The organism is Dyella ginsengisoli LA-4 (assembly GCF_000334915.1).
In the GTDB taxonomy this organism is placed as follows: domain Bacteria; phylum Pseudomonadota; class Gammaproteobacteria; order Xanthomonadales; family Rhodanobacteraceae; genus Dyella_A; species Dyella_A ginsengisoli_A.
The window spans coordinates 20966-43687 of sequence record NZ_AMSF01000072.1 but is presented as its reverse complement, the minus strand read 5'-3'; the positions used below and the strand labels follow the sequence as shown (position 1 = coordinate 43687).

The window sequence follows — 22722 nt, the reverse complement described above, 5'->3', positions numbered from 1 at the left end:
TGCGGTGTCCTCAGAGCAGGCCCGGCACCAGCGCCTTCGTCCGCCGCATGTAGGCCTCGTAGCGTTCGCCGAACTGCTCGCGCATCCAGCGCTCCTCCAGCCGCAGCTTGAACCAGAACGAGACGCCCACGATGGCCGTGCCGAGCAGGCCGCGCCACTCGCCCTGCGCCAGCGCGGTGCCGAAGAAGGCCAGCAGCAGGCCGGTATAGATCGGATGGCGCACCCAGCGGTACGGACCGCGCTCCACGAGTTCGTGATCCTGCTTGACCTGCACAACGGCGCTCCAGTTGCGCCCAAGGATGTTCCGCGCCCAGATCGCGAACAGCACGCCGGCCCAGACCAGCAGCGCTCCGAGGATCGACAGCGCCGCCTCGGGCGGCACGAAGCGCAGGCGCAACAGCGAGTCTTCGCCGCCGCGCCAGGGCAACACCAGCACCGTGCCGACCATCAACGGCAGCCAGTGCTTGAGCAGGCGAAGCACGAACGGCTCGCTGCGGACGGCGGCCTTCGCGTCCCGGGCGCGGATCGCCCAGTACAGCAGGAACACCAGCCAGCCGGCCTTGATGATGTCGCCGAGGGGGAGCTGCATCGTCGTTGCCTGGAACCATCCGGGAGGGATGACCAGCTTGGCCGCCGCCGACCGGAGCGGCAAGTTACACCCGTCATCCAACGGCGCGGCCCGCGCGCCGAAGCCGGGTCAGTCCGCCACGTCGGCCACCAGCCGGTCCAGCTCGGCCTTCAGCACGGCACCGTTCTGGCGCAGCCAGTCGCGTTGTTCCTGCCAGTTCGGGAACAGGGTCTCCACCTGTGCCCAGAATCGCGGCGAGTGGTTGCGCACCTTCAGGTGGCACAGCTCGTGGGCCAGCACGTAGCGCAGCGCGGCGGGCGGCGCCAGTGCGAGGGCGAGGTCAAGGTTGATGCGGTCGCGCGTGTCCAGGCTGCCCCACAGGCTCTTCAGCGGACGCACTTTCAGTGCCGTGGGCGCCAGGCCGAGCTGGGGCACGTACTGCGCCAGCCAGCGCGACACGTCACGGCGGATCAGCGATTCCAGATGCGAGGCGAGCAGCCCCCGCGCCACCGGCAGCGCGCGGGTGTGCGGCCGCGGCAGGATCAGCGTGAGCACGCCCTCGCCGCTGGCGATGCGCGGGTACGGGCCCTCGTCCCAGTCCAGCCAGACGCGCTCGCCGCGCAACGGGATCTCCACCGGCTGGCCGACCCGCAGCGGCGGCAGCGGCTTCACCAGCAGGTTCAGCTCGTCGAGCTTCTGCTCCAGCCAGTCGGCGTGGCTGCGCAGGAACGCGCTGACCTGGGCCGGATGGGTGCCGCGCGGATAGCTGACCCGGGCACCCTTGGGCGTGACGGTGAGGCGCAGGCGACGCGCGCGCGGGTGGACGGCCTTGAGCACGCGGATCGTGCTGCCGCCCGTGGTCGCCAGTTCCAGCCAGTCGCCTTCCAGTTGCTGCGCCATGCGGTGTTGCCTGCCGGTGGGGCCCGGGCCGCGTCGGACCCGGGAGAAAGATTCTGGCAGGGATTGGCGACGGGGAGGTGATGATTCAAGCGGTGGCGTGCCGGACCGCGAAAATCATCACCATACGGCCGCGTACGTCAGGCGTCGGCCGGCCGCGGCAGGCCGAACCACTCCTCCAGCTTGGCCAGCAGCCGCTCGATCTCCAGGGTCAGCAGGGCGAAGCTCGCGTCGGCCTCGGCGGCGGCGTCCTGGTGGCTGTCGCCCATCTCGTCGAGCACCACGTCGAGGAACTTCAGCTTGCGCACCACCAGGTCCTCGCCGAGCACGAAGCTCATGCGGTCGTCGAACACCAGGCCGAGCTGGAACACCTGCTTGCCGTTGCGCAGGTGCTCCTTGATCTCTTCGCTGTCCAGATCCTGGCGGCGGCACTTGGCGATGGCGCCGGTGGCACTGCCCGGATCACGCAGCTCCACCTCGTCGCCCAGCGCGAGGCCGGCCGGCAGGGTGCCGTTGGCCAGCCAGTCGGTCATCAGCACGCGGGGGCCTTCCTCCGGCGCCAGCGGCACCGCCGGGAAGCTGCCCAGCGCCTCGCGCACCTGGCTGAGCGCGTTCTCGGCCGACTTGCGGCTGGCGGTGTCGATCACCAGCCAGCCGTGCTTCTTGTCGACATAGGCCGAGAGCCGCGAGCTGCGCACGAAGGCGCGCGGCAGCAGCTCGTTGAGCAGGTCTTCCTTGATCCGCTTGCGCTCGCGGCCGCCGACCTTGCGGCCCTCTTCCTCGGCGATCTTCTGCACCTTGCGCTGCAGCTCGTCGTTGATCACGGCGGCCGGCAGCAGCTTGTCCTCGCCGCCCACGGTGAGCCAGGTGCAGGCATTCACCGCATGGGTGAGCGCCGCCTCCTCGCCGCGGCCGACCGGCGGCACGAAGCCGCGGGTGGACATCTCCATCGGCCCGCACGGGCGCAGGCGGTGCTCGGCCAGCACCTCGTCCAGGCGGTTCAGGTCGTCGGCGACGGTCGGGGAAAAGCGGAACAGGGTCAGATTGCGGAAGAACATGTGGTATCCGGGTTGGGGGCAGTCGGGCCATGGTGGCGGCCGGCTGCCCTATATGAAGGTGTGCGGGCTGGTGCTCTGGATATGGTCGAGAGACTTCGGGGATTCCTCACCGTCATCCCGGCGAAAGCCGGGATCCAGAGCCTCGGCTGCGGGTTGCGAAGACGCTGGACTCCGGCTTTCGCCGGAATGACGGACAGGCAGAGAGAGGCTGACTCGGACTAGACGCACCGTCTGCGACAGGATGCCCTCAGCCGACCACCTTGGCGATCGCGTCCGCGACATAGCCGAGATTCTGCGTGTTGAGCGCCGCCACGCAGATGCGACCGGTGGTCAGCGCGTAGATCGCGAACTCCTCGCGCAGGCGCTCGACCTGCGGCTTGCTCAGGCCGGAGTAGGAGAACATGCCGGCCTGGCGCTGGATGAAGCCGAACTCGTGGCCGTGCGCGGCCAGCTTCTGCACCAGTCCCGCGCGCATGGCATGGATGCGCTCGCGCATGCCGCCCAGCTCGCTCTCCCACAGTGCACGCAGCTCGCTGCTGGCCAGCACGCCGGCGACCAGCTGGCCGCCGTGGGCCGCCGGGCTGGAGTAGTTGGCGCGGATGGTCTGCTTGATCTTCGAGCGCAGGCGCGCGGCCTCGTCGCGGTCGGCGCCGACCATCGACAGCACGCCCACGCGCTCGCCGTACAGCGAGAACGACTTCGAATACGAGCTGGCCACCACGAACGCCTCGATGCCCGACTCGGCGAACATGCGCACCGCGGTGGCGTCGGCGTCGATGCCCTGGTCGAAGCCCTGGTAGGCCATGTCGACGAAGGGCAGCAGGCCGCGCTCCTTCACCAGCTCCACCACCTGTGCCCACTGCGCCGGCTCCAGGTCGACGCCGGTCGGGTTGTGGCAGCAGGCGTGCAGCAGCACCACGGTCCCCGGCTCCAGCTTGCCGAGGTCTTCCAGCATGCCGGCGAAATCCAGGCCGTGGGTGGTGTCGTCGTAGTAGCGGTAGTCCTGCAGCTGGAACCCGGCGGTGCGGAACACCACATGATGGTTGCCCCAGCTCGGGTTGCTGATCGCGATGCGCGCCTTGTCGCCGGCCACCTGCTTGATCAGGTCCGCCGCCACGCGCAGCGCGCCGCTGCCGCCGATGGTCTGCGCGGTGGCCACGCGGCCGGCTTCGAGCAGCGGCGAACCCTCGCCGAACAGCAGCTGCTGACTGAGCTTGTTGTACGCCGGCAATCCGTCGATCGGCAGGTAGCCGCGCGGCTGCGTGTCGCGCGCCAGCGCCTGCTCGACCTGCTGCACCGCTTTGAGCACCGGCACCCGTCCCTGCTCGTCGGTGTAGATGCCCACGCCGAGGTTCACCTTGTTCGGACGCGGGTCGGCGAGGTAGGCCTCGGTCAGGCCGAGGATCGGGTCGCCGGGAGCCATTTCAACGGAAGCAAAGAAGGACATGTCGGTACTCGAAAAGGTGGAAATTGGAAGTATGGACGTCTAAACCGCATCATCCGTGGCGGGTTCGCCAGCATACCCGGCCAGCCAGCCGTGTGCATCGGCCCGCGTCGTACCCTCGCGCGATCCGAGCGAGGCGAAGTCGAACAGCGTGCGGTCGGCCAGCTGCGAGGGCGCCACGTTGCCCAGCGCGCGGAACATGGTCTCGGCACGGCCGGGGAACTGGCGTTCCCACTCGGCCATCATCAGCCCGACCTGCTTGCGCTGCAGGTTTTCCTGCGAGCCGCACAGGTTGCACGGGATGATCGGGAATTCGCGCTGGGCCGCGTATTCGGCGATGTCGCTCTCCCTGCAGTAGGCCAGCGGGCGGATCACCACGTGGCGGCCGTCGTCCGAGCGCAGCTTCGGCGGCATCGCCTTCAGGCTGGCGTGGTGGAACAGGTTGAGGAAGAACGTGGCGAGGATGTCGTCGCGGTGGTGGCCCAGCGCGATCTTGGTGATGCCGTTCTCGGCCGCCCACGAGTACAGCGCACCGCGGCGCAGGCGCGAACACAGGCTGCACATGGTCTTGCCGGCGGGAATCACCCGGGTGACCGTGCTGTAGGTGTCCTGCTCGATGATGTGGAACGGCACGCCACGCGCGGTGAGGTAGTCCGGCAGCACGTGCTCGGGGAAGTCCGGCTGCTTCTGGTCCAGGTTCACCGCGATCAGCTCGAAGTGCACCGGCGCCTTCGCCTTGAGCGACAGCAGGATGTCGAGCAGGGTGTAGGAGTCCTTGCCGCCGGACAGGCACACCATCACCTTGTCGCCGTCCTCGATCATGTTGAAGTCGGCGATCGCCTGGCCGACCTGGTGGCGCAGGCGCTTGGCCAGCTTGCCAGCCTCGTAGGCCTGCTTGCGGGAAGATTCGGGAGTGGCGGACATCGGGGCGTGAACCGGATTGGAAGCGCGACATTGTAGCCCGCTGACCGGCACCGGGCCGGAGGCGTACACTGCGCGCCTACCTCCTCGTGCGCGTGCCATGACGGAACCGGATCAACCCTCGATCGCCCAGACCCTGTTCGAACTGCGCCGGGAGCACCGCGAGCTGGACGCGCTGGTGACCCATCTGCAGGCAACCGGCTTCCGTGACGAGCTGCAGGTCACCCGCATGAAGAAGCGCAAGCTGCTGCTCAAGGACGCCATCGCGCGGCTTGAGAGCAAGCTGATCCCCGACCTCGACGCCTGAGCCCCGCATGACGACGCTCGCCCCGGTCCACCTGGAAGACGACCACGTCCTGCTCGAACCCCTGCACGCCGATCACGCTCCCGCGCTTGAGGCCGCGGCCGCCGATGGCGAGCTGTGGAAGCTGTGGTTCACCAGCGCACCGCCACCGGGCACCTCCAGCGACTACATCGCCGCGGCGCTGGCCGGCCAGGCCACCGGCCGGATGCTGCCGTTCGCCGTGCGCGAAAAGCGCTACGGCGAGATCGTCGGCTCCACCCGCTATTACGACTTCGATCCGGCGCTGCCGCGCGTGGCGATCGGCTACACCTGGTACGCGAAGCGCTGGCAGAAGAGCCACCTCAACACGGCGTGCAAGCGCCTGCTGCTGGGCCACGCGTTCGAGCGGCTAGGCTGCGTGGCGGTGGAGTTCCACACCGACCACCGCAACCTCGACTCGCAGCGCGCGATCGAGCGCCTGGGCGCCCATCGCGACGGCGTCCTGCGCGCCCACAAGCGCCGCCCGGACGGCAGCCTGCGCGACACGGTGTGCTATTCGGTACTGGCCGGCGAATGGCCGGACGTGCAGCGCTGGCTGGCGATGCGGCTGAGCCGGCTGGCCACCTCGGCGTGAGCGCCGCTACAGCAGCCGGTTGACCAGCCGGTCCAGCCGCACCCGGCTCAGCCGACGCAGCAGCTTGCGCACCGGTGGGGGGTAGTGCCGCGAGGTCTCCAGCGCGTGATAGTCCTGCACGCGGCTGGCATGCGCGCGCAGCGCCGCCCACTCGGTCTCGTGCTGGTCGCGCAGCAGGCCGTGCGGATCGCGCAGCACCAGGGCGTTCTCCAGGTCCAGCGCCCAGGCGCGCGGATTGAGGTTGTTGCCGGTCAGCACCGCCACGTCGTCGTCGATGAACAGCCCCTTGAGGTGGTAGCTGTTGCCGGCGTGCTTCCACAGGTGCAGCACCAGCTGGCCGCGGGCCAGGTGCTTCTGGTGGCGGCGGGCGAAGCGGCGCAGGTTGGCCTCGTAGAGGTAGGGCAGCACGCCGATGGTGCGGAACGGCTGCTCCGGCGGGATGTAGAAATCGTTGGCGACCTTGTCGCCGACCATGATCTCCACCGTGCAGCCGCGCCGCAGCAGCTGGCCGATCGCTGCGCGCACCGGCCGCGGCAGGTTGAAGTACGGGGTGAGCAGTACCACCCGCTCGCGCGCGCCGGCCAGCAGCGCCAGCAGGGTGTCGTTGAGTGCGTTGTCGGCGCGACCGAAACCGGCTAGCGGCGTCACCGCCACGGCACCCTCGCCCGCCGGCTCGTCCGGCACCTCGTAGCGCGCCCCGGCCAGTTCCTGGCGCAGCGCGCGGATCGCCGGCAGCAGGCTGGCGGTGGTCGGCACCTCCGGCACGTTCAGGCGCGGCACCGCCGGCTGACCGAGGAAATGCCGCTGCACGAAGCCGGCCATCGCGTCGGCCAGCGGCGCGTGGCGCAGCAGGTGGTAGCGGTCCAGCCGGTAGCGGTCGTGGCGGCACAGATAGACGTTGTTGAGGCTGGCGCCGGAGTACAGCACGGTGTCGTCGATCACCATGCCCTTCAGGTGCAGCACGCCGAACAGCTCGCGGTTCTGCACCGGCACGCCGTAGATCGCCACGCCGTCGCCGCGCTCGCGTGCCCAGGCGCGGTACATGCCGGCGTTGCCCTCGCTGCGCGCCTTGCCGATCAGGCCGCGCTGGGCGCGGTGCCAGTCGACGAACACGCTGATCTCCAGCGCCGGCCGGCGCGCCTTGGCCGCATACAGCGCCTCCAGCACCTCGCGACCGCCCTCGTCGTCCTCCAGGTACAGCGCCACGATCACGATGCGCCGCTCGGCCGCGGCGATCGCCGCCAGCAGCCGCTCGCGGCAGGCCGCCGGGCCGTCCAGCGTCTCGATCGCCGCGGCCGGTACCGCGAACGCCGGCATGCCGTCCAGCCGCGCCTGCAGGCGCGCGGCGCGGCCGAACGGCAGCAGCCGTCGCACCACGCGGCCGGGAAGTCGGGTCAGTCGTTTCATCGCGGACAAGGATCGCGCCCCCGGCGTCGTCACAAAGTGGCGAGCATGCCGGGAACGCCGTCGCAGGAAAAGGCGATGCGTTCAGGCCTGCGTCGATCAGACCATCCCGAGTTCCGCCTTCAGCTGCGCGATCCTCGCCAGCCGACGGCGCTGGCGGCGGATGTACCAGAGGCAGAAGATCACGCCGCCGAGCACGATCGGCGCATTGGCGCCGATCTGCACCAGCAGCAGCCGGCGCAGGGCGGCATCGTGCATCCACGCCGAGGGTTGCAGGGACGGCCAGGCCAGCACCGCGACGCCCACCAGCAGCGCGGCAAACCCCCACAGCTGCGCCTGCGCCAGACGGATGCCGGCCCGCGCGCGGCGCGCGTCGAGCCGCAGGAGTTCGGCCACGCGAGAGCCGGCAGCCCGCCACGTGCCCCGGCGCAACCACAGGGTGATCGACCACATCACCACCACCAGCACCGTGCCGCCGGTGGCAAACAGCTTCCAGCGCAGCCCCAGCCCCGGGTGGGCGAACAGCCAGCCGGTCTGGACCAGCGCCCCGATCGCCGTGACGGTTTCGAACACCACCATCGCCAGCATCCGCCACCGCTTGGCCAGCGTACGGCGGCGAAGGCGCTCGATGTCCACCACCGGCTGGGTGCGCCACTGCGCGGCCCAGTCGCTCCACTCGTCATGCGTGCTCATGCCGACTCTCCCAGCTGTTCGCGCAGCGCCTGGCGCGCCCGGCTCAGTCGCACGTCGACGGCATTGACCCGGATACCCAGCGCATCGGCGATCTCCGCATGGCTGAAGCCCTCCAGCGCCAGCGTCACCGCCTGTCGCAACGCCAGCGGCAGCGCGCGTACCGCCGCCTGCAGGCGGGCGCCTTCCTGCCGGGCATGGGCGTGCTGCTCCGGCGCGATGCCGGGGTCCGGCAGGTCCTCCGGCAACGCTCCCGGACGCGGCTGGCGCTGCTCGCCCAATACGTGGCTGGCACCGCGGTTGTGCGCGATCCGCGCCACGAAGGTGCGCAGGCCGGCCTCGCCGCGCCAGCCCGGCAACGCTCGCCACAGGGCCAGCGCGATCTCCTGCAGCAGGTCGTCGCGCAGCGCTGGATCGGCCTCGTAGCTGGCTGCGATGCGCGACATCAGGCCGCCGTGGGCCTGGAGCACTTCGGCGAACCGATTGCGTGCGCCCACGCCGCCTCAGCCTGCCGGCGGCGCACCGGCCAGGTCGCGCCAGGCGGCGTAGGCCAGCAGGGTGCCGAGCGGCATCAGCAGAAGCAGCAGCGGCATCGCCCACGGGGAGGACAGGGCCACGGCGAACAGCACAAGCTGCGGCAGCAGCGCCAGCGTGAAGGCCACAGCGTGCGCCGCCACCCGCCGCAGGCTTCCGGCCAGCGCCGCCAACACACCCTCGCCTCGGAACAGGAACAGCGGCGGCGCCAGCGTCAACAACGTCGCGGGCACCAGTCCGGGCAGCAGCAGCACGAACTCCATTCGGCGCGTCTGCAATGCGGGGTGATGCAGCAGGTGGCCGAGCACGACGGCATCCCAGACCGCCGGGCCGTACACCGCTGCGGCCGCGGCCACCTGTACGGCAAACACGATCAGCCCCACGGCAGCGCTCAGCCCCCACAGCGCGGGCCAGCGAGGATGGCGCCAACCGGACAGCAGGCAGGCGAAACGCAGCGGTTCGCCGCGCGCGAGCCGGTCCAGTCCGATCCAGACGCCGACCGCCAGCATCGGCACCACGGCCTTGGAGAGAACGGTGCCGGCCAGCGGCACCAGTTGCAGCAGCACCTCGGCGACCATGCAGGCCAGACTCAACCCGACCAGCCGGAACGGCGCACGCCGCCACAGGCGAAAGCCCTCGCGATACCAGCCTGCGGCGCGGGCCAGCGAGGAAGGAGGAGGCAGGGAAACCGAGGATGCTGCGGTCGACATGGTCATTCCTTGAACAGGGTGGCTATCCGGTAGTCCACCGCCGCGGGGAAAACCTTACATGCCATCGGCGAGGCCACCATCCCGGCCCGCCAAAGGGCTGCTCAGCGCGCGTCGGCCAGCGCGGCTCCGGTGTCGCGGCGCGGGTGCACCACCAGCGTCGCGGTCATGCCGGCGGACAGCACCGTGCCGGATGGCAGGTGGTCGGTATCGATCGCCACGCGCACCGGCACGCGCTGGGCCAGGCGCACCCAGTTGAAGGTGGGGTTCACGTCGGCCAGGCCGTCGGCCCCGGCAGGATTGTCGGCGTCGGTGATCCCGCGGGCGATGCCGGTGATGGTGCCCGGCAGGTCGGCGCCACCGGCCATCAGGCGCACCTCGACCGGATCGCCCACGTGCAGCTGCGGCAGCTTGGTCTCCTCGAAGTAGCCGTAGACGTAGTAGCTGTGGCTGTCGAGCAGAGCGAGCCGCGCAGCGCCGGCAGCGGCGTAATCGCCCGCGCGCAGATCGAGGTTGGTGACGTAGCCGTCGACCGGCGCGCGCACCTCGGTACGGGCCAGGTCCAGCTCGGCCCGATCGAGCGCGACCTGTGCCTGCTCGACCGCGGCCGCGGCCTGCTCCTTCGCGGCACTGGCCTGGTGGCCGCTGGCCTGCGCCTGCTGCCAGGTGGCGCGTGCCGCGCTGGCGGTGGCGGCGGCGTCGTTGCGGTCTTCCTGCGAGATCACGTTGCCGATGCGTTGGCGTCGTTCGGCCTGGGCCGCGTACATCTCGTACTCGGCATGGCGCGCGGCGGCGCCGGCCGCCGCGGCGCTGATGCTGGCGCCGGCCGCACGTGCGGCGGCCTCGGCGGCGGCAAGGTTGGCCTGCGCCTGGTCCACCGCATTGCGGAAGCGCGCCGGGTCGACCACGAACAGCACGTCGCCCTTGTGGACGAACTGGTTGTCGCGCACGGCGACCGCGCTGACCAGCCCGGACACGTCCGGCGCCACGCGCACCACCTCGGCGCGCACGCGACCGTCGCGGGTCCACGGCGCATACAGGTAGTGCTTCCACAGCGCGTGGCCGAGCACGAGCGCGAGCACGACGACGACGGAGGTGAGGGCGAAGCGGAACAGGGCGGGGGCGATTTTCATGGCGGCGATACTCAGCGGACCAGCAGCAGCCCCGCGCCGCCGAACAGGCAGACGAACAGGGCCAGACGAAACAGCGAGGCATGCCAGACGTGCCGGTACAGCCCGATCCGGCTGAGCAGCAGGTCCAGCGTCACCATCAGCAGCAGGCAGCCGACGAACACCGGCAACAGGCCGGGCATCAGCGTGCCGTAGAAGGCGATTTCACGAGGCATGGGCGGGCTCCTGCGTGGGCATCGCATGCACGGCGGCGAGCAGCGGCGACTCGTCGTCGCGCAGCGCGCTGCGCAACTGGTGGAGGTGGTTGCGAGCGCGGCCGGGGGCCCGCGCGATGGCGGTGTCGACCGCACGGTCGGCCGCTTCCCATGCCGGCAGGCCGGGCTCGCGGTAGAGCGCGCCGACCGCCTGCACGGCGAGCTGGCAGGCGTCGCGTGCGGTGACCGGAGGCTCGCCGGCGGCGACGTCCCGGCGCAGCTCGATCAGCGCGCGACCGGTCTCCTGCACTGCCAGCGACCAGGCCAGCAGGGTGCGCGACTCGGTGCTGCGCGGACGGGTGTTGGCGACCGCCTGCAGCAGCAGGTCGCGGCTGCGGCTCTCGAAGCGCCATAGCAGGCCGTCCAGCGGCTCGGTGGCTGCGGTCCAGACCAGCTCGCGCAATCGACGCAATTGCCGGCGGCGCTGCCAACCGGTGCCGGACAGCCCGGGCAACAGCATGAACGCGGCACCGGACAGGCCGAGGCCGGCGAGCTGCGCGATGGCGTCGTTGAAGAAGTGCTCCGGCGCGTAGACCATCGGGTTCTTCAGCGCCAGGATGTAGACGAAGCCCAGCGTGTAGCCGGCGCCCACGCCCGGCAGCGTGTCGCGTGTGGACAGGTAGGGACCGATCAGCAGCAGCGGCAGGGTGCTGGCGACCAGCATGATGAAGCCGTCGCCGCCGGGCATCAGCACGAACACGGTGATCGCCGCACCGAGCATGCCGGCGGCGTAGCCGACCAGGGTGTGCAGCACCGAACCGATCGGGTTCGGCGAGGCCGCCATCAGGCCACTGAAGATCGCCGCCAGCAGCATGGCGTTGGCGCCGAAGGTCCAGCCGCTGGCCAGCCAGAACACGCCGAGCGTGGACATGGTCAGGAAGGTGCGCAACACCGCCACGCCGACGCTGGCCAGGTCGCTGGAGCGGCTGAAGTGCACCTTCTCCACGCCGCCCTTCACCGGGATGCCCATGCGCAGCGCGTGCTCGGTGGTGACGAAGATCGCCAGTTCGTCGACCAGCCGGGCGAGCAGGGCCGCGCCGGTGTCGAACTCGCGGCAGGCCGCACCGTTGAGCTCCTGGCGCAGCGCCGCGGCACGCCCGGGCAGCGCCCGGGCGCACGCGTCGAGCTGCGGCGGCAGGACCTGCAGATCGTCATCGTCGGCGTGCCCCGGCGGCGGTGTCAGCGCCGCCGCCAGCGGGCGGTAGAGCGCGATCAGCGCGGTGGCGGCGGCCTCGCGCCCGCCGCGCTGCAGGCGGTTGATCAGGTGGTGCAGCGACTGGAAGCTGGTGGCCGCGGCCATGTAGCGCTGGTTGAGCAGGCGCATCCGGCGACTGCGCAGGCGCACTTCCGGATCCTCGAAGATCACCGACGAGCGCAGGTCCTCCAGCTGCACCGCCGCACGCACCGAGGCGAGCTGGGCGTCCTGCATCGCCTGTCGCGGGATCCGCCCGGCGGTGCTGTTGCGCAGGAACGCCACGAATTTCGCGAAGTGCGCGCGCGCCTCGCGGCGCAGGATCGGCCGCAGCCGCTCCGGCAGCACCAGCTCGCTGACCAGCGCCGACACGCCGATGCCGAGCAGCACCTCGCTCACCCGCATCACCGCCGAGTCGAACACGCCGTAGGGATTGGCGATCGCCGGCAGCGCCACGATCGCCGCGGTGTAGCCGGCCAGCACGAAGCCGTAGGCCATGAAGTTGCGGTAACGCAGCGCGCCGCCGGCGCACAGCGCCACCCACAGCGACAGACTGGTCAGGAACAGCTCGCGCTGCTGCGGGAAGGCCGACATCAGCGCCAGGCCGACCAGGCTGCCGACCAGGGTGCCGATCGTGCGGTAAAAGCTCTTGGCCAGCACCATGCCGCTGTGCGGGTGCATCACGATCGCCACCGTGATCATGGTGGTCGACGGCTGCTCCAGCTGCAGCCACATCGCCAGCCAGGCGCCCAGGTAGATCGCCAGCACGCTCTTGCCGACGAACAGCCAGGCGTGCGCCTCGCCGGCCAGCAGCTCACGCAGCCAGGGGCGTTCGGCAATCGGGATGGCGGCGGGAACGGCGGCCATGGCGCATCAGCCCTGCTCGAGTCCGTCGAGAAATTTCTTCAGCAGTTTTTCCAGCTGCGCCAGCTCGCGCGGCTGCAATGTGGCGGTCTGGTGCGCCAGCAGATCGCAGATGCCCGGCAGGAAGCTCCTGATCAGCGCCAATCCCGCGTCGGTGAGGGTGAGCGCGACCTTGCGGCGGTCCTCGTCGCTGGTGGTGCGCTCGATCAGCCCTTTCGCGCAGAGGCCGTCGGTCAACCGGGTGATGTTGGCGGATTTCTCCCCGGCCGCCTCGGCCAGCTGCGAGGGATTGAGCGAGTAGCCCTCGGTGCCGTACAGCATCATCAGCAGGTTGTATTCGGGATGGTTGATGCCGAACGGCTTGAGCAGCGCATTGGCGTCGTCGTGCACCCGCTTGTGGATGTGCTTGACCAGGCGCACCACCACCGCCGGCTCGCGGGGAAACGCCGGGTACTGCCGACAGGTGACGGCGAGGCGCTGTTCGGTCGGGGCAAAGCTGCTCATGGCGGGCTCCATCGAGGACGACCCGGCAAGTATTACATAAATGTACTATCTATTTATGAACAAAGTGCCGCCCGCCGGCGAACCCGCCCTCACAGCCCGTAACGCTTGAGCTTGTACCAGAGCGCCCGCTCGCTGATTTCCAGCAGCCGCGCCGCGGCCGCCTTGTTGTTGCCCGAGCGCTCCAGCGCCGCGCGGATCAGCCGCGACTCCAGCGTCTCGACGTGCGATTTCAACGAGAGATCGGCGGGGGCCGCGACCGCGTCTTCCGCCGCGGCGACAGGCGCGGCCGACCGCGTGCCGGCGATCTCGCCGGGCAGGTGCTGCAGCGTGACCTCGGCGCCCCGGCACAACACCACGGCGCGTTCCATCAGGTTTTCCAGCTCGCGCACGTTGCCCGGCCAGGCGTAGCGCTCGAGCCGGGCCAGCGCCGCCTCGCCCAGCCGTGGCGCGGGGCGGCCCAGCTCGCGCGCATATTTCTGGGGGAGATGCGCGGCAAGCAGCGGAATGTCGCCGTGCCGGTCGCGCAGCAGCGGCACGTCGATCCGCACCACGTTGAGGCGGAAATACAGATCGCGGCGCAGCAGTCCCTCGTCCACCGCCGCCTGCGGGTCGCGGTTGGTGGCGGCAACCACGCGCAGGTCGACCGGGATCGAGGCGTTGCTGCCGAGGCGCTCGATCACCCCCTCCTGCAGCACGCGCAGCAGCTTGGCCTGCAGCGCCAGCGGCATCTCGGTGATCTCGTCGAGGAAGATCGTCCCGCCGGAAGACAGCTCGCACTTGCCGACGCGGTCGCGCAACGCGCCGGTGAAAGCGCCCCGGGCGTGGCCGAACAGTTCGCTCTCCAGCAGTTCGGCGGGGATCGCCGCGCAGTTGATCGGCACGAACAGCCCGCTGCGCCCGGACGCTTCGTGCAGCGCCCGCGCGACCAGCTCCTTGCCGGTGCCGGTCTCGCCGACCACGAACACGTTGCTGCGCGCCGGCGCGACCTGGCCGATCAGCTCGTACAGCTGGCGCATCGGCGCGCTGGTGCCGATGAATCCGCCCCAGCCGCGCGCCAGCTCGTCGCGCAGGAAGCGGTTTTCGCGCTGCACCGCGCGCATCGCCAGCACGCGCGACACCGCCAGCTCGATCGTCTCGATCTCGAACGGCCGCAGGATGTAGTCGACCGCGCCGAGCTTCATCGCCGCCACCGCGGTCTCGATCGTGCCGTAGGCGGTCAGCACGATCACCGGCACGTCCTCGCCCCGTTCGCGCAGCGCCTCCAGCAGCGCGATGCCATCCATGTTCGGCATGCGCAGGTCGCTCAGCACCAGGTCGAACGCGCCCTGCTCGATCGCCGCCAGCGCCTCGCGGCCGTCGGCCGCCTGCTGCACCTCGTGGCCGAGGTTCTTCAGCGACAACTCGAGGATGCGCCGCATCTTCGGCTCGTTGTCGACCACCAGGATCCGCTTTGCGCTCATGGCCACCTGTCTAGGGGGAAGGGAATCGGATGTTGAACGCAGCGCCGCCCCAGGCACTCTCGCCCACCGAGATCTCGCCGCCGTGCACATGCACGATCTGCTGCACGATGGTCAGGCCCAGGCCGATGCCGCCCTCGCGCCGGCTGAAGAACGGATCGAAGATGCGCTCGCGCAGCTCCACCGGAACGCCCGGCCCATTGTCCACCACGCTGACCCATACCGAGTCCTCGTCGCGGTGGGTGCTGACCACGATGGTGCCGCCATGCGGGACGAAGGACAGGGCATTGAGCACGAGGTTCAACAGCACCTGCATGATCTGCTCACGGTCGCAGTCGAGCACGATCGCCGGTTCCGGCAGGTCCTTGCGCAGGCTCACCCCTGCGCTCTCGGCGCGCGAGGCGAGCAGGCCGAGCACGCCCTCGATGATCGCGTGCAGGTCGTGCGGACGAAACTCCGGCGGCGACGGCCGCGCGCATTCCAGCAGCATCGTCACCAGCCGGTTGAGCCGCTCGGTCTCGCTGAGGATGAAGCCGACCAGCTCGTGCTCGCGCGCGCCGAGCCCGGCCTCGCGCTGCAGCAGCTGCGCGGAGCTGCGCAGGATGCCCATCGGCGTGCGCACCTCGTGCGCCATGATCGCCGCCATCTCGCCGACCACCGCCAGCTTGCCGGCCCGCACGATCTGCTCGCGCGAGCGCTCCAGCGCCTCGATCATCTCGACGTAGGCGCGATGCAGCTCCACCACCTCGGTGATCGTGGTCGCCGGCATCGGCGGGGGCTGCGATTCGCCCTGGCGGAAGCCGCGCGCGAACCCGGTCAGCGCCACCACCGGCCGCGCGATGCGGTCGGCCAGCCGGGTGGAGATCCAGATGCCGGCCAGCACGGTGAGCGAGAGCGCACCGAGCAGGGTCCAGAACAGTCGCCATACCGGACGGAACGACACCGCGGTCGGCTCGACCATCACCAGATGCCAGCCCAGCCCGGCGAACTGCTGGTAGCCGGCCGACGTGGCCGCGCCCACCAGCAGATTGCCCAGCCCGAGCGCACGACCGTCATGCTGGTAGGAGGTGGACCGGCCGGCCGGCGGCAGCGTCCAGCCGTCCAGCCGCACGGCCCGGGCCGCCGCCGCGCCGCGCAACGCCCGCGACCGCGACCGCGCGATCACGGTGCCATCGGCATCCAGCAGCAACACATCGCGCGTGGTGTCGCGCGCCGCTTCGTCCAGCAAACCCTGGATGGCGCGCCAGTCCAGCCACACGTAGAGGTAGCCGATGTCGCCGCTGCCGAATGCATTGGGGATGCGCGTGCGCAGCAGCGCGCGGCGGTCGCTGCCGTCGGTATCCACGGCGATCTGGACGTCGCCACCCGATCCGCCCGGCAACGCCCGCCACACGACGGTGCGCGGCGCGGGCTGGCCGATCAGCGCCGGGGCGCTCGACGCGATCACCCGGCCGTCCGCTCCGGTGCACAGCAGCGCCCGGTAGATCTCGGCCTGGCGCGCGTGCAGATCGGAGAGGAAGTGGGACAGGCGCTTGTCGACGTCATCGACGCGGATGTCCTGCATGACTTCCACCGAGCGCCACACGCGGAGGTTCTCCACCCGCGCCGAGAGGAAGGTGTCGATGCGTTCCATCACGGTGCTGGCGCCGAACTGCAGGTTGCCGGCGATCTCGTTCTGCAGCGCGCCGCGGAACTCGTGGAAGGACAGCCCACCGACCACCACCACGGTGCCGAACAGCATGCCCAGCAGCAGGCGCAACAGCAGCCGCCGGGTGGTCACGGGCGGCCGGGGCGATCGATGACGGGGGTACCGCAGGACATGGTTGAGCGGTTCGTGCGCTTGGCGTAGCAGTCGTTTTCGAGTGTGGCCGATGGCGCGCGGCAACGGCAAGCTTCCTCCGGACCGCTTTGCCGGCGCCGGCGCGGATGTTCCAGAATCGCCGGGCACGGGCGGACCCGGGCGGCTGTGTGCCAGGCGAAAGCCAGCCTGCACGATCCTTCGCCACCCTCGGTCCGGTCCGCCGCGACATGCCTACCAGGTGTCCACGATGAAGATCCCAGACATGCCGCCCGCCCGGCGCGCCCCGCTGGCCGCCGCCCTGCTCGCCGGCTGCATGCTCTTCGCGACGACGGGGGTCCATGCCGCCGGCACCGACGCCTGGTCCGCCGCGCCGTACTCGCTCGGCCAGGGCCTGTATTTCCCGGCCCAGGGCCTGCGCTTGGGCGGATACGCCAACCTGCAGTACTACGACGTGGCCAATGAGCCGCCCACGTTGAACACCCGCGACATCAGCCTGTTCGTGACCAAGGACCTGGGATCGCGTGCGCAGCTGTTCACCGAGCTGGATGCCGGCGACGCGGTGCAGCTCGGCGGATCGCGCGCGAACCGGAAGCACGGCGAGCTGGATATCGAGCGGCTGTACGTGGACTACCGCGCCAATCCCTGGCTGAACCTGCGCCTGGGCAAGTTCCTCACGCCCGTCGGGCAGTGGAACCAGGTGCATGCCGACCCGCTGACCTGGACCGTGTCGCGCCCGCTGGCCACCTCGTCCGCGTTTGCACGCCACGCCGCGGGGGCGATGGCGTTCGGCACCCTTACGACGCACGGCCACGATCTCGATTACTGGCTGTTCGCCGACGACAGCCGCGATTTCGACGTCGGCCCCGACCAGGATCGCGCCTACGCCGCCTCCGGCACCGACCTGCCCAACCGCAACAATTTCCGCCATGCATTCGGTGGGCGGGTGCTGTGGCACGCCCGCGGGGACCGCTTCACGCTCGGCATGTCGATGCTCGGCTACCGGCTCGATGCGCCGCGCCAGAGCTATCGCCTGGTCGGGCTGGACTTCGGCTGGACCGGACGCTACTTCAGCCTGGATGGCGAAGGGATCTACCGCGAAGGCGGCAGCGCGGGACAGCCGGCCGAGACCGGCGGCTTCGTCGAGGCGGAGGTGCCACTGGTCCAGCGGCTCTATCTGGTCGGCCGGCTGGAGCGCTACCGCACGTCGGCGCCTGCGCAGACGGTGACCCTGCGCACGCTGGCGCTCAACTTCCGGCCGGTGCCGGGGCTGGTATTCAAGCTCGAGCATCGCGACGGCAACCGCAGCACCGAGCTGGCGCCGGCCGGCTGGCTGGCGTCGTTCGCGGTGCTGTTCTGAGCGATGCGGATGCGTTCGCACCGGCTGGCCTGGATCGCGGCGCTGACCCTGCTGCCGCTGGCCGCGCCGTGTCCGGCAGCCGGCACGGATGCGGTGCATCTGGTGGTCGTCGCATCCGCCAGCCAGCCGCTGAAGCTGGCGCCGGACCGCGACGACCTGCGCAACATCTACCTGAAGAAGATCTTCATCGACGACGACGGCCGGCGGCTGATCCCGGTGAACCTACCCCCCGGGACGCCGCTGCGTGCGCTGTTCGCCAGCCGGCTGATCGGCATGGGCGAGCCGCAGCTGGCGGACTACTGGAACCGGCAGTACTTCCAGGGCGTGAGCCCACCCTATGTGCTGGCTTCGCAGCAGGCCGTGGTCCGCTTCGTGGCCACCACGCCGGGCGCGATCGGCTACGTCGCCTCCTGCCACCTCGACGATCGGGTCCGGGTGCTGCTGGTGGTCGACCCGGCGATCGATCCCGCCACCGCCGGCTGCGGGGAGCCGGCCGCGCACTAGCGCCCCCGATCAGACAATCCGTGCAGACATTTTTTGCGCACTGCAAGCTTTGCGCTGTGGGGGAGCCACCCCGAATCGCCGGAAATTCCCTTTCGCATCAGCGGACTGAGCGGATGGCACGGGACTGGCAAAGAAGCACCCGACCGTTCCCCGCCGGCGAGTGCCCATGCCCCGATCCGAGCTCCCCGCTCCCCCCGAACCGTGCATCCTGGACAGCGTCCAGCCGCTCCTGCTCGAACTGAAGACGTCCGTCCGGGCCGAGGTGGTCACCGTCGACCACCCCGGCCGCGCGGCATGCGAGGGCTTCGTGCACGACGTGTTCGCGGCCCGCTATCGCGCCGACGTGCAGACGTTCTATCCGGACCTGCTGGAATACCGCGACGACGAACGGCAGCGCGCCGTGGTGGGCATGCGGCAGGCCTCCCTGGGGCCGCTTTTCGCCGAACGGTATCTGGGCATGCCGGCCGACGAGGCGATCGGCGACCGCTTCGGCCAGGCCATCGCCCGTGACGAGCTGGTCGAGGTGGGCAATCTGGCGCTGGAGAACCCGGGCGACGCGCGCTGGGTGATCGCCGCGACGATCCAGTTCCTGCACGAGGCCGGCTATCGCTGGGTGCTGTTCACCGCGACCCGCGTGCTGGTGAATACCTTTCAGCGGCTAGGCATGCGGCCGATGCCGCTGGCCGCCGCCCGTCCGGACAGCCTCGGTGCGCAGGCGCTGCAGTGGGGCGACTACTACCGCACGGCGCCGCTGGTCTGCGCCGGACCGATCGCTTCCGGGTTCCGCAAGCTGCACCGGCCCGGCGCTACCTCGCAACCCCGCCTGGACGAGTTGCTGGCCGGCATGACCCGGCTCGCGCGGCAGCGGCGTGACGCCGATCCGCAACGGGAGGAAGGCTGATGCGCGGGATCCTGCGCCGGATCGGCGAGCACGCGATCGCCCGTCCCCTGCACGTGGCGCTGCAGGACGAGGACACCACCCTCACCTATGCCGAGCTGACCCAGGAGATCGACCTTGCCGTGGAGGCCATCGGCGGCGGGCGGGTCGCGCTGTGGATGGACAACAGCTGCGCATGGGCGGTGATCGATCTTGCCCTGGCCCGGCTGGGCGCGGTGGCCGTGCCGGTGCCGCCGTTCTTCTCCGCCGGGCAGGTCGGCCATCTGCTGGCCGATGCGCGCCCCGACCTGCTGGTGACCAACCAGCCGGATCCGGTCGGCGCGATGCTGGGACGACGACCGGCGCGACGGCTGAGCATTGCCGGACAACTGGTGTCCGTCTTCGAACTGGCGGTGGCAGCGCCCCCCGCGCTGCCGCCGGGCACCGCCAAGATCACCTACACCTCCGGCACCACCGGCCAACCGAAGGGTGTGTGCCTGTCCGCCCAGGCGATCGGCCGCGTCGCGCAGGCGCTGGGCGAGGCGGTGGGCGGCACGGCGGCGGATCGCGCGCTGTCGCTGCTGCCGCTGTCGACGCTGCTGGAGAACATCGGCGGCCTCTACGTGGCACTTGCCGCCGGCGGCACGGCCTGCGTGCCGTCACTGGCCAGCTGCGGCTTCGAGGGCTCCAGTTCGGTACGCACGGAACGCTTCGTGGCCGCCCTGCACGGCTACGCGCCCACCTCGACGATCCTGGTGCCGCAGCTGCTCAAGCTGCTGGTCGAGAGCGTCGCCGCCGGCGCGCCCGCGCCCGACAGCCTGCGCATGCTGGCCGTCGGCGGCGCCCCCTGCGCGCCCCACCTGATCGAGCGGGCATGGGAACTCGGCCTGCCGGTGCATGAGGGATACGGGCTGTCCGAATCGGCCTCCGTGGTGAGCCTCAATCCACCGGGCGCGCTGCGGCCGGGCAGCGTTGGCCGGGTGCTGCCGCACGTGCAGGTGCAACTGGCCGACGACGGCGAAATCCTGGTCTCGGGCAACCTGTTCGCAGGCTACCTGGGGACCGCCGCCACACCACCGTCACCCTGGCCCACCGGCGACCTCGGCTACCTCGACGACGACGGCTACCTGTACCTCACCGGGCGCAAGAAGACCGCCTACGCCACCGCCTTCGGCCGCAACGTCGCCCCCGAATGGGTGGAGAGCGAGCTGATCGCCAGCGGCGAGATCCTGCAGGCGGCGGTGTTCGGCGAGGGCCAGCCGCACAACGTCGCGCTGCTGGTGCCGCATCCGGCCACCACGCCGGCCCGCCTCGCCGCGGCCGTGGCCCGCGCCAATGGCGTGCTGCCCGACTACGCACGGGTCGCCGCCTGGCGCGCGCTCGATACGCCGTTCACCCCCGCCAACGGCCAGGCCCGCCCCTCCGGCGGCCTGGCCCGCGATGCCATCGCCCGCCATCACGCCCCGCTCCTGGAAGCCCTCTATGCAAGCGAAGCCCGACATGAACGTGCATGACCGCCTGGTGCTGGAGACCGAAGCCAGCCGCCAGGCCTTTCTCGCCATCCCGATCATCCGACGCGCGCTGGCCGGCCAGGTCAGCCGTGAGGAGTACCTGCGCTTCCTGCAGCAGGCCTACCACCACGTGCACCACACGGTGCGGCTGATGATGGGCATGGGCTATTTCCTGCCCGAGCGGCTGCACTGGATGCAGCCGGCGATCGCCGAGTACATCGCCGAGGAGATCGGCCACGACCAGTGGATCCTCGACGACATCGACGCCATCGGCGGCGACGGCGAGGCGGCCCGCCGCAGCCCGCCCGGCGCGGCGGTGGAGCTGATGATCGCCTACGCCCACGACACGCTCCGCCGCGGCAATCCGGTCGGCTTTCTCGGCATGGTGTTCGTGCTGGAAGGCATCAGCGCGGCGCTCGCCAGCCGGGCCGCCGACGCGATCCAGCAGGCGCTCGCGCTGCCCAAGCAGGGATTGCGCTACCTGAGCTCGCACGGCGCGCTCGACCAGGAGCACGTCGGCTTCTTCGAGCGCCTGGTGAACCGGCTGGACGATGCGCTCGACCAGGACGCGCTGATCCACGCCGCCAACCGCTTCTACGCGCTGTATGGCGCGATGTTCCAGTCCATCGACCACCCGACTGCCGGGAGCTGAGCCATGACCGCCAAACCCCTGTTCCTGCCCTTCGTGGTGATGCTCGCGCTGGCGATGGTGCCGACCTGCGTCGCGGCCACCCCGCTTCCCGCCGATCTGCGGGACATCGCCCACGCCTGGGCCCACGTCACCTACGAGGTCGCACCCGGCGCCCAGGACGACGCCTACCAGGCGCTGGAAGCGCGCGTCGAAAAACTGGTGCAGACCAATCCCGGCGACGCCGATGCCAAGGTGTGGCTGGCGATCATCCTCAGCACCCACGCCGGCGAACACGGCGGCCTCGGCGCACTGGGCATGGCCAAGCAGGCGCGCACGCTGCTCGAGCAGGCGCAGGCGATCCAGCCGGATGCACTGGACGGCTCGATCTACACCACGCTGGGCAGCCTGTACGACCACGTGCCGGGCTGGCCGCTCGGCTTCGGCGACAAGGACAAGGCCCGCGCCCTGCTGCTCAAGGCATTGCAGGTCAATCCGGACGGCATCGACTCGAACTACTTCTACGCCGACTTCCTGTACCGCCACGGCGATCGCGCCGGCGCGCTGGCCGCGGTGAAGAAGGCACTGGCCGCGGCACCGCGCCCGGACCAGCCGCTGGCCGACCGCGGCCGCCGCGCGCAGGCGGAAAAGCTGCTGCAGACCATCCAGTCAAACTCCTAGGCCGACGAGGTTCACATCATGCAACTGAGGGACAAACGGATCCTGCTGACCGGTGCGGGCGGCGGGATCGGCCGGGAGCTGGCGCCACTGCTGCTCGACGCCGGCGCCAGACTCTGCCTGACCAGTCGCAGCGACGCGTCCGCGGCCAGCATGGCCCACCACGTCCACACCCACCGCGATCGCGTGCTGGTGGTGCGGGCGGACGTGACCTTCGCCGCCGACCGCGAACGCCTGGTCGAGCGCATGCGCGCCGAGTTCGGCGGCATCGACATCCTGGTCAACCTGGCCGGCGCGCTGGATTTCGGCCTGTTCGCGGACGCGCAACCGGCAATGATTCCCCGGCTGCTGGCGGTGAACCTGGAAGCGCCCATGCAGCTGGCCCACGCGGTACTCCCTGCGATGCTCTCGCAGGGCAGCGGCCAGATCGTCAACATCGGCTCGATCTTCGGCAGCATCGGCTACCCGGGCTTCGCTTCCTATTCGGCCACCAAGTTCGCCCTGCGCGGGTTCTCCCAGGCGCTTCGCCGCGAACTGCACGGCTCGGGCGTGTCCGTCAGCTATGTCGCGCCACGCGCGGTGCGCACCGCCTTCAACCCGGTCGAGCTGCACCTGATGGCCGCCGATGGACTCATGCACATGGACGATCCGCTGTGGGTCGCCGAGCAGATCGTGCGCGCCATCGAGTCCGGGCGACCCGAGGTCTACCTGGGCCAGCCGGAATCTTTCTTCGCCCGGCTCAATGCCCTGCTCCCCGGCATGGTGGACCGGGGCCTGCGCAAGGTGGTGCCGTCGATCGCCAGGTTCGCCAGCGGCGCCGCCTGA

At 70.5% G+C, this 22722-nt stretch carries 24 protein-coding genes; 9 read left to right on the top strand and 15 right to left on the bottom strand.

The annotated features are described in order from the left end of the window. Nucleotides 1-10: 10 nt before the first annotated feature. From C693_RS0116330 to ttcA, 5 genes are all read right to left on the bottom strand, one after another. Nucleotides 11-589 carry a methyltransferase family protein gene (locus C693_RS0116330; protein WP_017463353.1) on the bottom strand — a complete coding sequence of 193 codons (579 nt, stop codon included), beginning with the start codon at nt 587-589 and terminating at the stop codon, nt 11-13. Between the two features lie 108 nt (nt 590-697). Further along, nucleotides 698-1468 (bottom strand): M48 family metallopeptidase, encoded by a 771-nt coding sequence (locus C693_RS0116325; protein ID WP_017463352.1) that lies wholly within the window; start codon nt 1466-1468, stop codon nt 698-700. Between the two features lie 137 nt (nt 1469-1605). Next, nucleotides 1606-2523, bottom strand: a complete 918-nt coding sequence (locus C693_RS0116320) for a recombination-associated protein RdgC (RefSeq protein ID WP_017463351.1) — start codon at nt 2521-2523, stop codon at nt 1606-1608. Nucleotides 2524-2770: 247 nt separating this feature from the next. Further along, nucleotides 2771-3970 carry an aromatic amino acid transaminase gene (locus C693_RS0116315; RefSeq protein ID WP_026107481.1) on the bottom strand — a complete coding sequence of 400 codons (1200 nt, stop codon included), beginning with the start codon at nt 3968-3970 and terminating at the stop codon, nt 2771-2773. A gap of 39 nt (nt 3971-4009) precedes the next feature. Beyond that, nucleotides 4010-4891, bottom strand: a complete 882-nt coding sequence (gene ttcA, locus C693_RS0116310) for a tRNA 2-thiocytidine(32) synthetase TtcA (protein ID WP_017463349.1) — start codon at nt 4889-4891, stop codon at nt 4010-4012. Between the two features lie 97 nt (nt 4892-4988). Between ttcA and C693_RS0116305 the strand changes: the two genes are divergently transcribed. Next, a complete protein-coding gene (locus C693_RS0116305) occupies nt 4989-5195 on the top strand; it encodes a YdcH family protein (RefSeq protein WP_017463348.1) in 207 nt (68 codons plus the stop codon). 7 nt (nt 5196-5202) lie between these two features. Further along, on the top strand, nt 5203-5805 hold the full coding sequence (locus C693_RS0116300) for a GNAT family N-acetyltransferase (protein ID WP_017463347.1): 603 nt from the start codon (nt 5203-5205) through the stop codon (nt 5803-5805). A 6-nt stretch (nt 5806-5811) separates the two neighbouring features. Here C693_RS0116300 and pssA read toward each other — a convergent pair whose 3' ends face one another. The 10 genes from pssA to C693_RS0116250 form a co-directional block, all read right to left on the bottom strand. Continuing rightward, nucleotides 5812-7212, bottom strand: a complete 1401-nt coding sequence (gene pssA, locus C693_RS0116295) for a CDP-diacylglycerol--serine O-phosphatidyltransferase (RefSeq protein WP_017463346.1) — start codon at nt 7210-7212, stop codon at nt 5812-5814. A 96-nt stretch (nt 7213-7308) separates the two neighbouring features. Further along, entirely contained in the window at nt 7309-7902 is a 594-nt protein-coding gene (locus C693_RS0116290) for a hypothetical protein (RefSeq protein ID WP_017463345.1), read from the bottom strand. Next, on the bottom strand, nt 7899-8396 hold the full coding sequence (locus C693_RS0116285) for an RNA polymerase sigma factor (RefSeq protein ID WP_017463344.1): 498 nt from the start codon (nt 8394-8396) through the stop codon (nt 7899-7901). The genes C693_RS0116290 and C693_RS0116285 overlap by 4 nt, the downstream gene beginning before the upstream one ends. A gap of 6 nt (nt 8397-8402) precedes the next feature. Then, complete coding sequence (locus C693_RS0116280; RefSeq protein ID WP_017463343.1) at nt 8403-9143, bottom strand: hypothetical protein; 741 nt, start codon at nt 9141-9143, stop codon at nt 8403-8405. A 101-nt stretch (nt 9144-9244) separates the two neighbouring features. Next, entirely contained in the window at nt 9245-10273 is a 1029-nt protein-coding gene (locus C693_RS0116275; protein ID WP_017463342.1) for a biotin/lipoyl-binding protein, read from the bottom strand. A gap of 11 nt (nt 10274-10284) precedes the next feature. Beyond that, the gene (locus C693_RS0116270; protein ID WP_017463341.1) at nt 10285-10485 is read right to left on the bottom strand and encodes a DUF1656 domain-containing protein; all 201 of its coding nucleotides are present in this window, start codon (nt 10483-10485) and stop codon (nt 10285-10287) included. Continuing rightward, nucleotides 10475-12583 (bottom strand): FUSC family protein, encoded by a 2109-nt coding sequence (locus C693_RS0116265; protein ID WP_017463340.1) that lies wholly within the window; start codon nt 12581-12583, stop codon nt 10475-10477. The genes C693_RS0116270 and C693_RS0116265 overlap by 11 nt, the downstream gene beginning before the upstream one ends. A 6-nt stretch (nt 12584-12589) precedes the next feature. Beyond that, nucleotides 12590-13084 carry a MarR family transcriptional regulator gene (locus C693_RS0116260; protein WP_017463339.1) on the bottom strand — a complete coding sequence of 165 codons (495 nt, stop codon included), beginning with the start codon at nt 13082-13084 and terminating at the stop codon, nt 12590-12592. A gap of 89 nt (nt 13085-13173) precedes the next feature. Beyond that, nucleotides 13174-14544, bottom strand: a complete 1371-nt coding sequence (locus C693_RS0116255; protein WP_017463338.1) for a sigma-54-dependent transcriptional regulator — start codon at nt 14542-14544, stop codon at nt 13174-13176. Nucleotides 14545-14554: 10 nt separating this feature from the next. Then, the gene (locus C693_RS0116250) at nt 14555-16321 is read right to left on the bottom strand and encodes a sensor histidine kinase (protein WP_017463337.1); all 1767 of its coding nucleotides are present in this window, start codon (nt 16319-16321) and stop codon (nt 14555-14557) included. Nucleotides 16322-16589: 268 nt separating this feature from the next. On the opposite strand from C693_RS0116250, the gene C693_RS0116245 reads away from it, so the two are divergent. From C693_RS0116245 to C693_RS21985, 7 genes are all read left to right on the top strand, one after another. Continuing rightward, entirely contained in the window at nt 16590-17699 is a 1110-nt protein-coding gene (locus C693_RS0116245) for a hypothetical protein (protein ID WP_017463336.1), read from the top strand. Between the two features lie 9 nt (nt 17700-17708). After that, the gene (locus tag C693_RS0116240; protein ID WP_017463335.1) at nt 17709-18203 is read left to right on the top strand and encodes a hypothetical protein; all 495 of its coding nucleotides are present in this window, start codon (nt 17709-17711) and stop codon (nt 18201-18203) included. Nucleotides 18204-18369: 166 nt separating this feature from the next. After that, on the top strand, nt 18370-19104 hold the full coding sequence (locus tag C693_RS21990) for a thermostable hemolysin (protein ID WP_017463334.1): 735 nt from the start codon (nt 18370-18372) through the stop codon (nt 19102-19104). Continuing rightward, nucleotides 19104-20594, top strand: a complete 1491-nt coding sequence (locus tag C693_RS0116230) for an AMP-binding protein (protein WP_017463333.1) — start codon at nt 19104-19106, stop codon at nt 20592-20594. Before C693_RS21990 ends, C693_RS0116230 begins: the two co-directional genes overlap by 1 nt. Beyond that, nucleotides 20581-21243 carry a TenA family transcriptional regulator gene (locus C693_RS0116225; protein ID WP_026107479.1) on the top strand — a complete coding sequence of 221 codons (663 nt, stop codon included), beginning with the start codon at nt 20581-20583 and terminating at the stop codon, nt 21241-21243. Before C693_RS0116230 ends, C693_RS0116225 begins: the two co-directional genes overlap by 14 nt. Before the next feature lie 3 nt (nt 21244-21246). Then, nucleotides 21247-21900 carry a tetratricopeptide repeat protein gene (locus C693_RS24280; protein ID WP_017463331.1) on the top strand — a complete coding sequence of 218 codons (654 nt, stop codon included), beginning with the start codon at nt 21247-21249 and terminating at the stop codon, nt 21898-21900. Between the two features lie 18 nt (nt 21901-21918). Beyond that, a complete protein-coding gene (locus C693_RS21985) occupies nt 21919-22722 on the top strand; it encodes an SDR family oxidoreductase (protein WP_017463330.1) in 804 nt (267 codons plus the stop codon).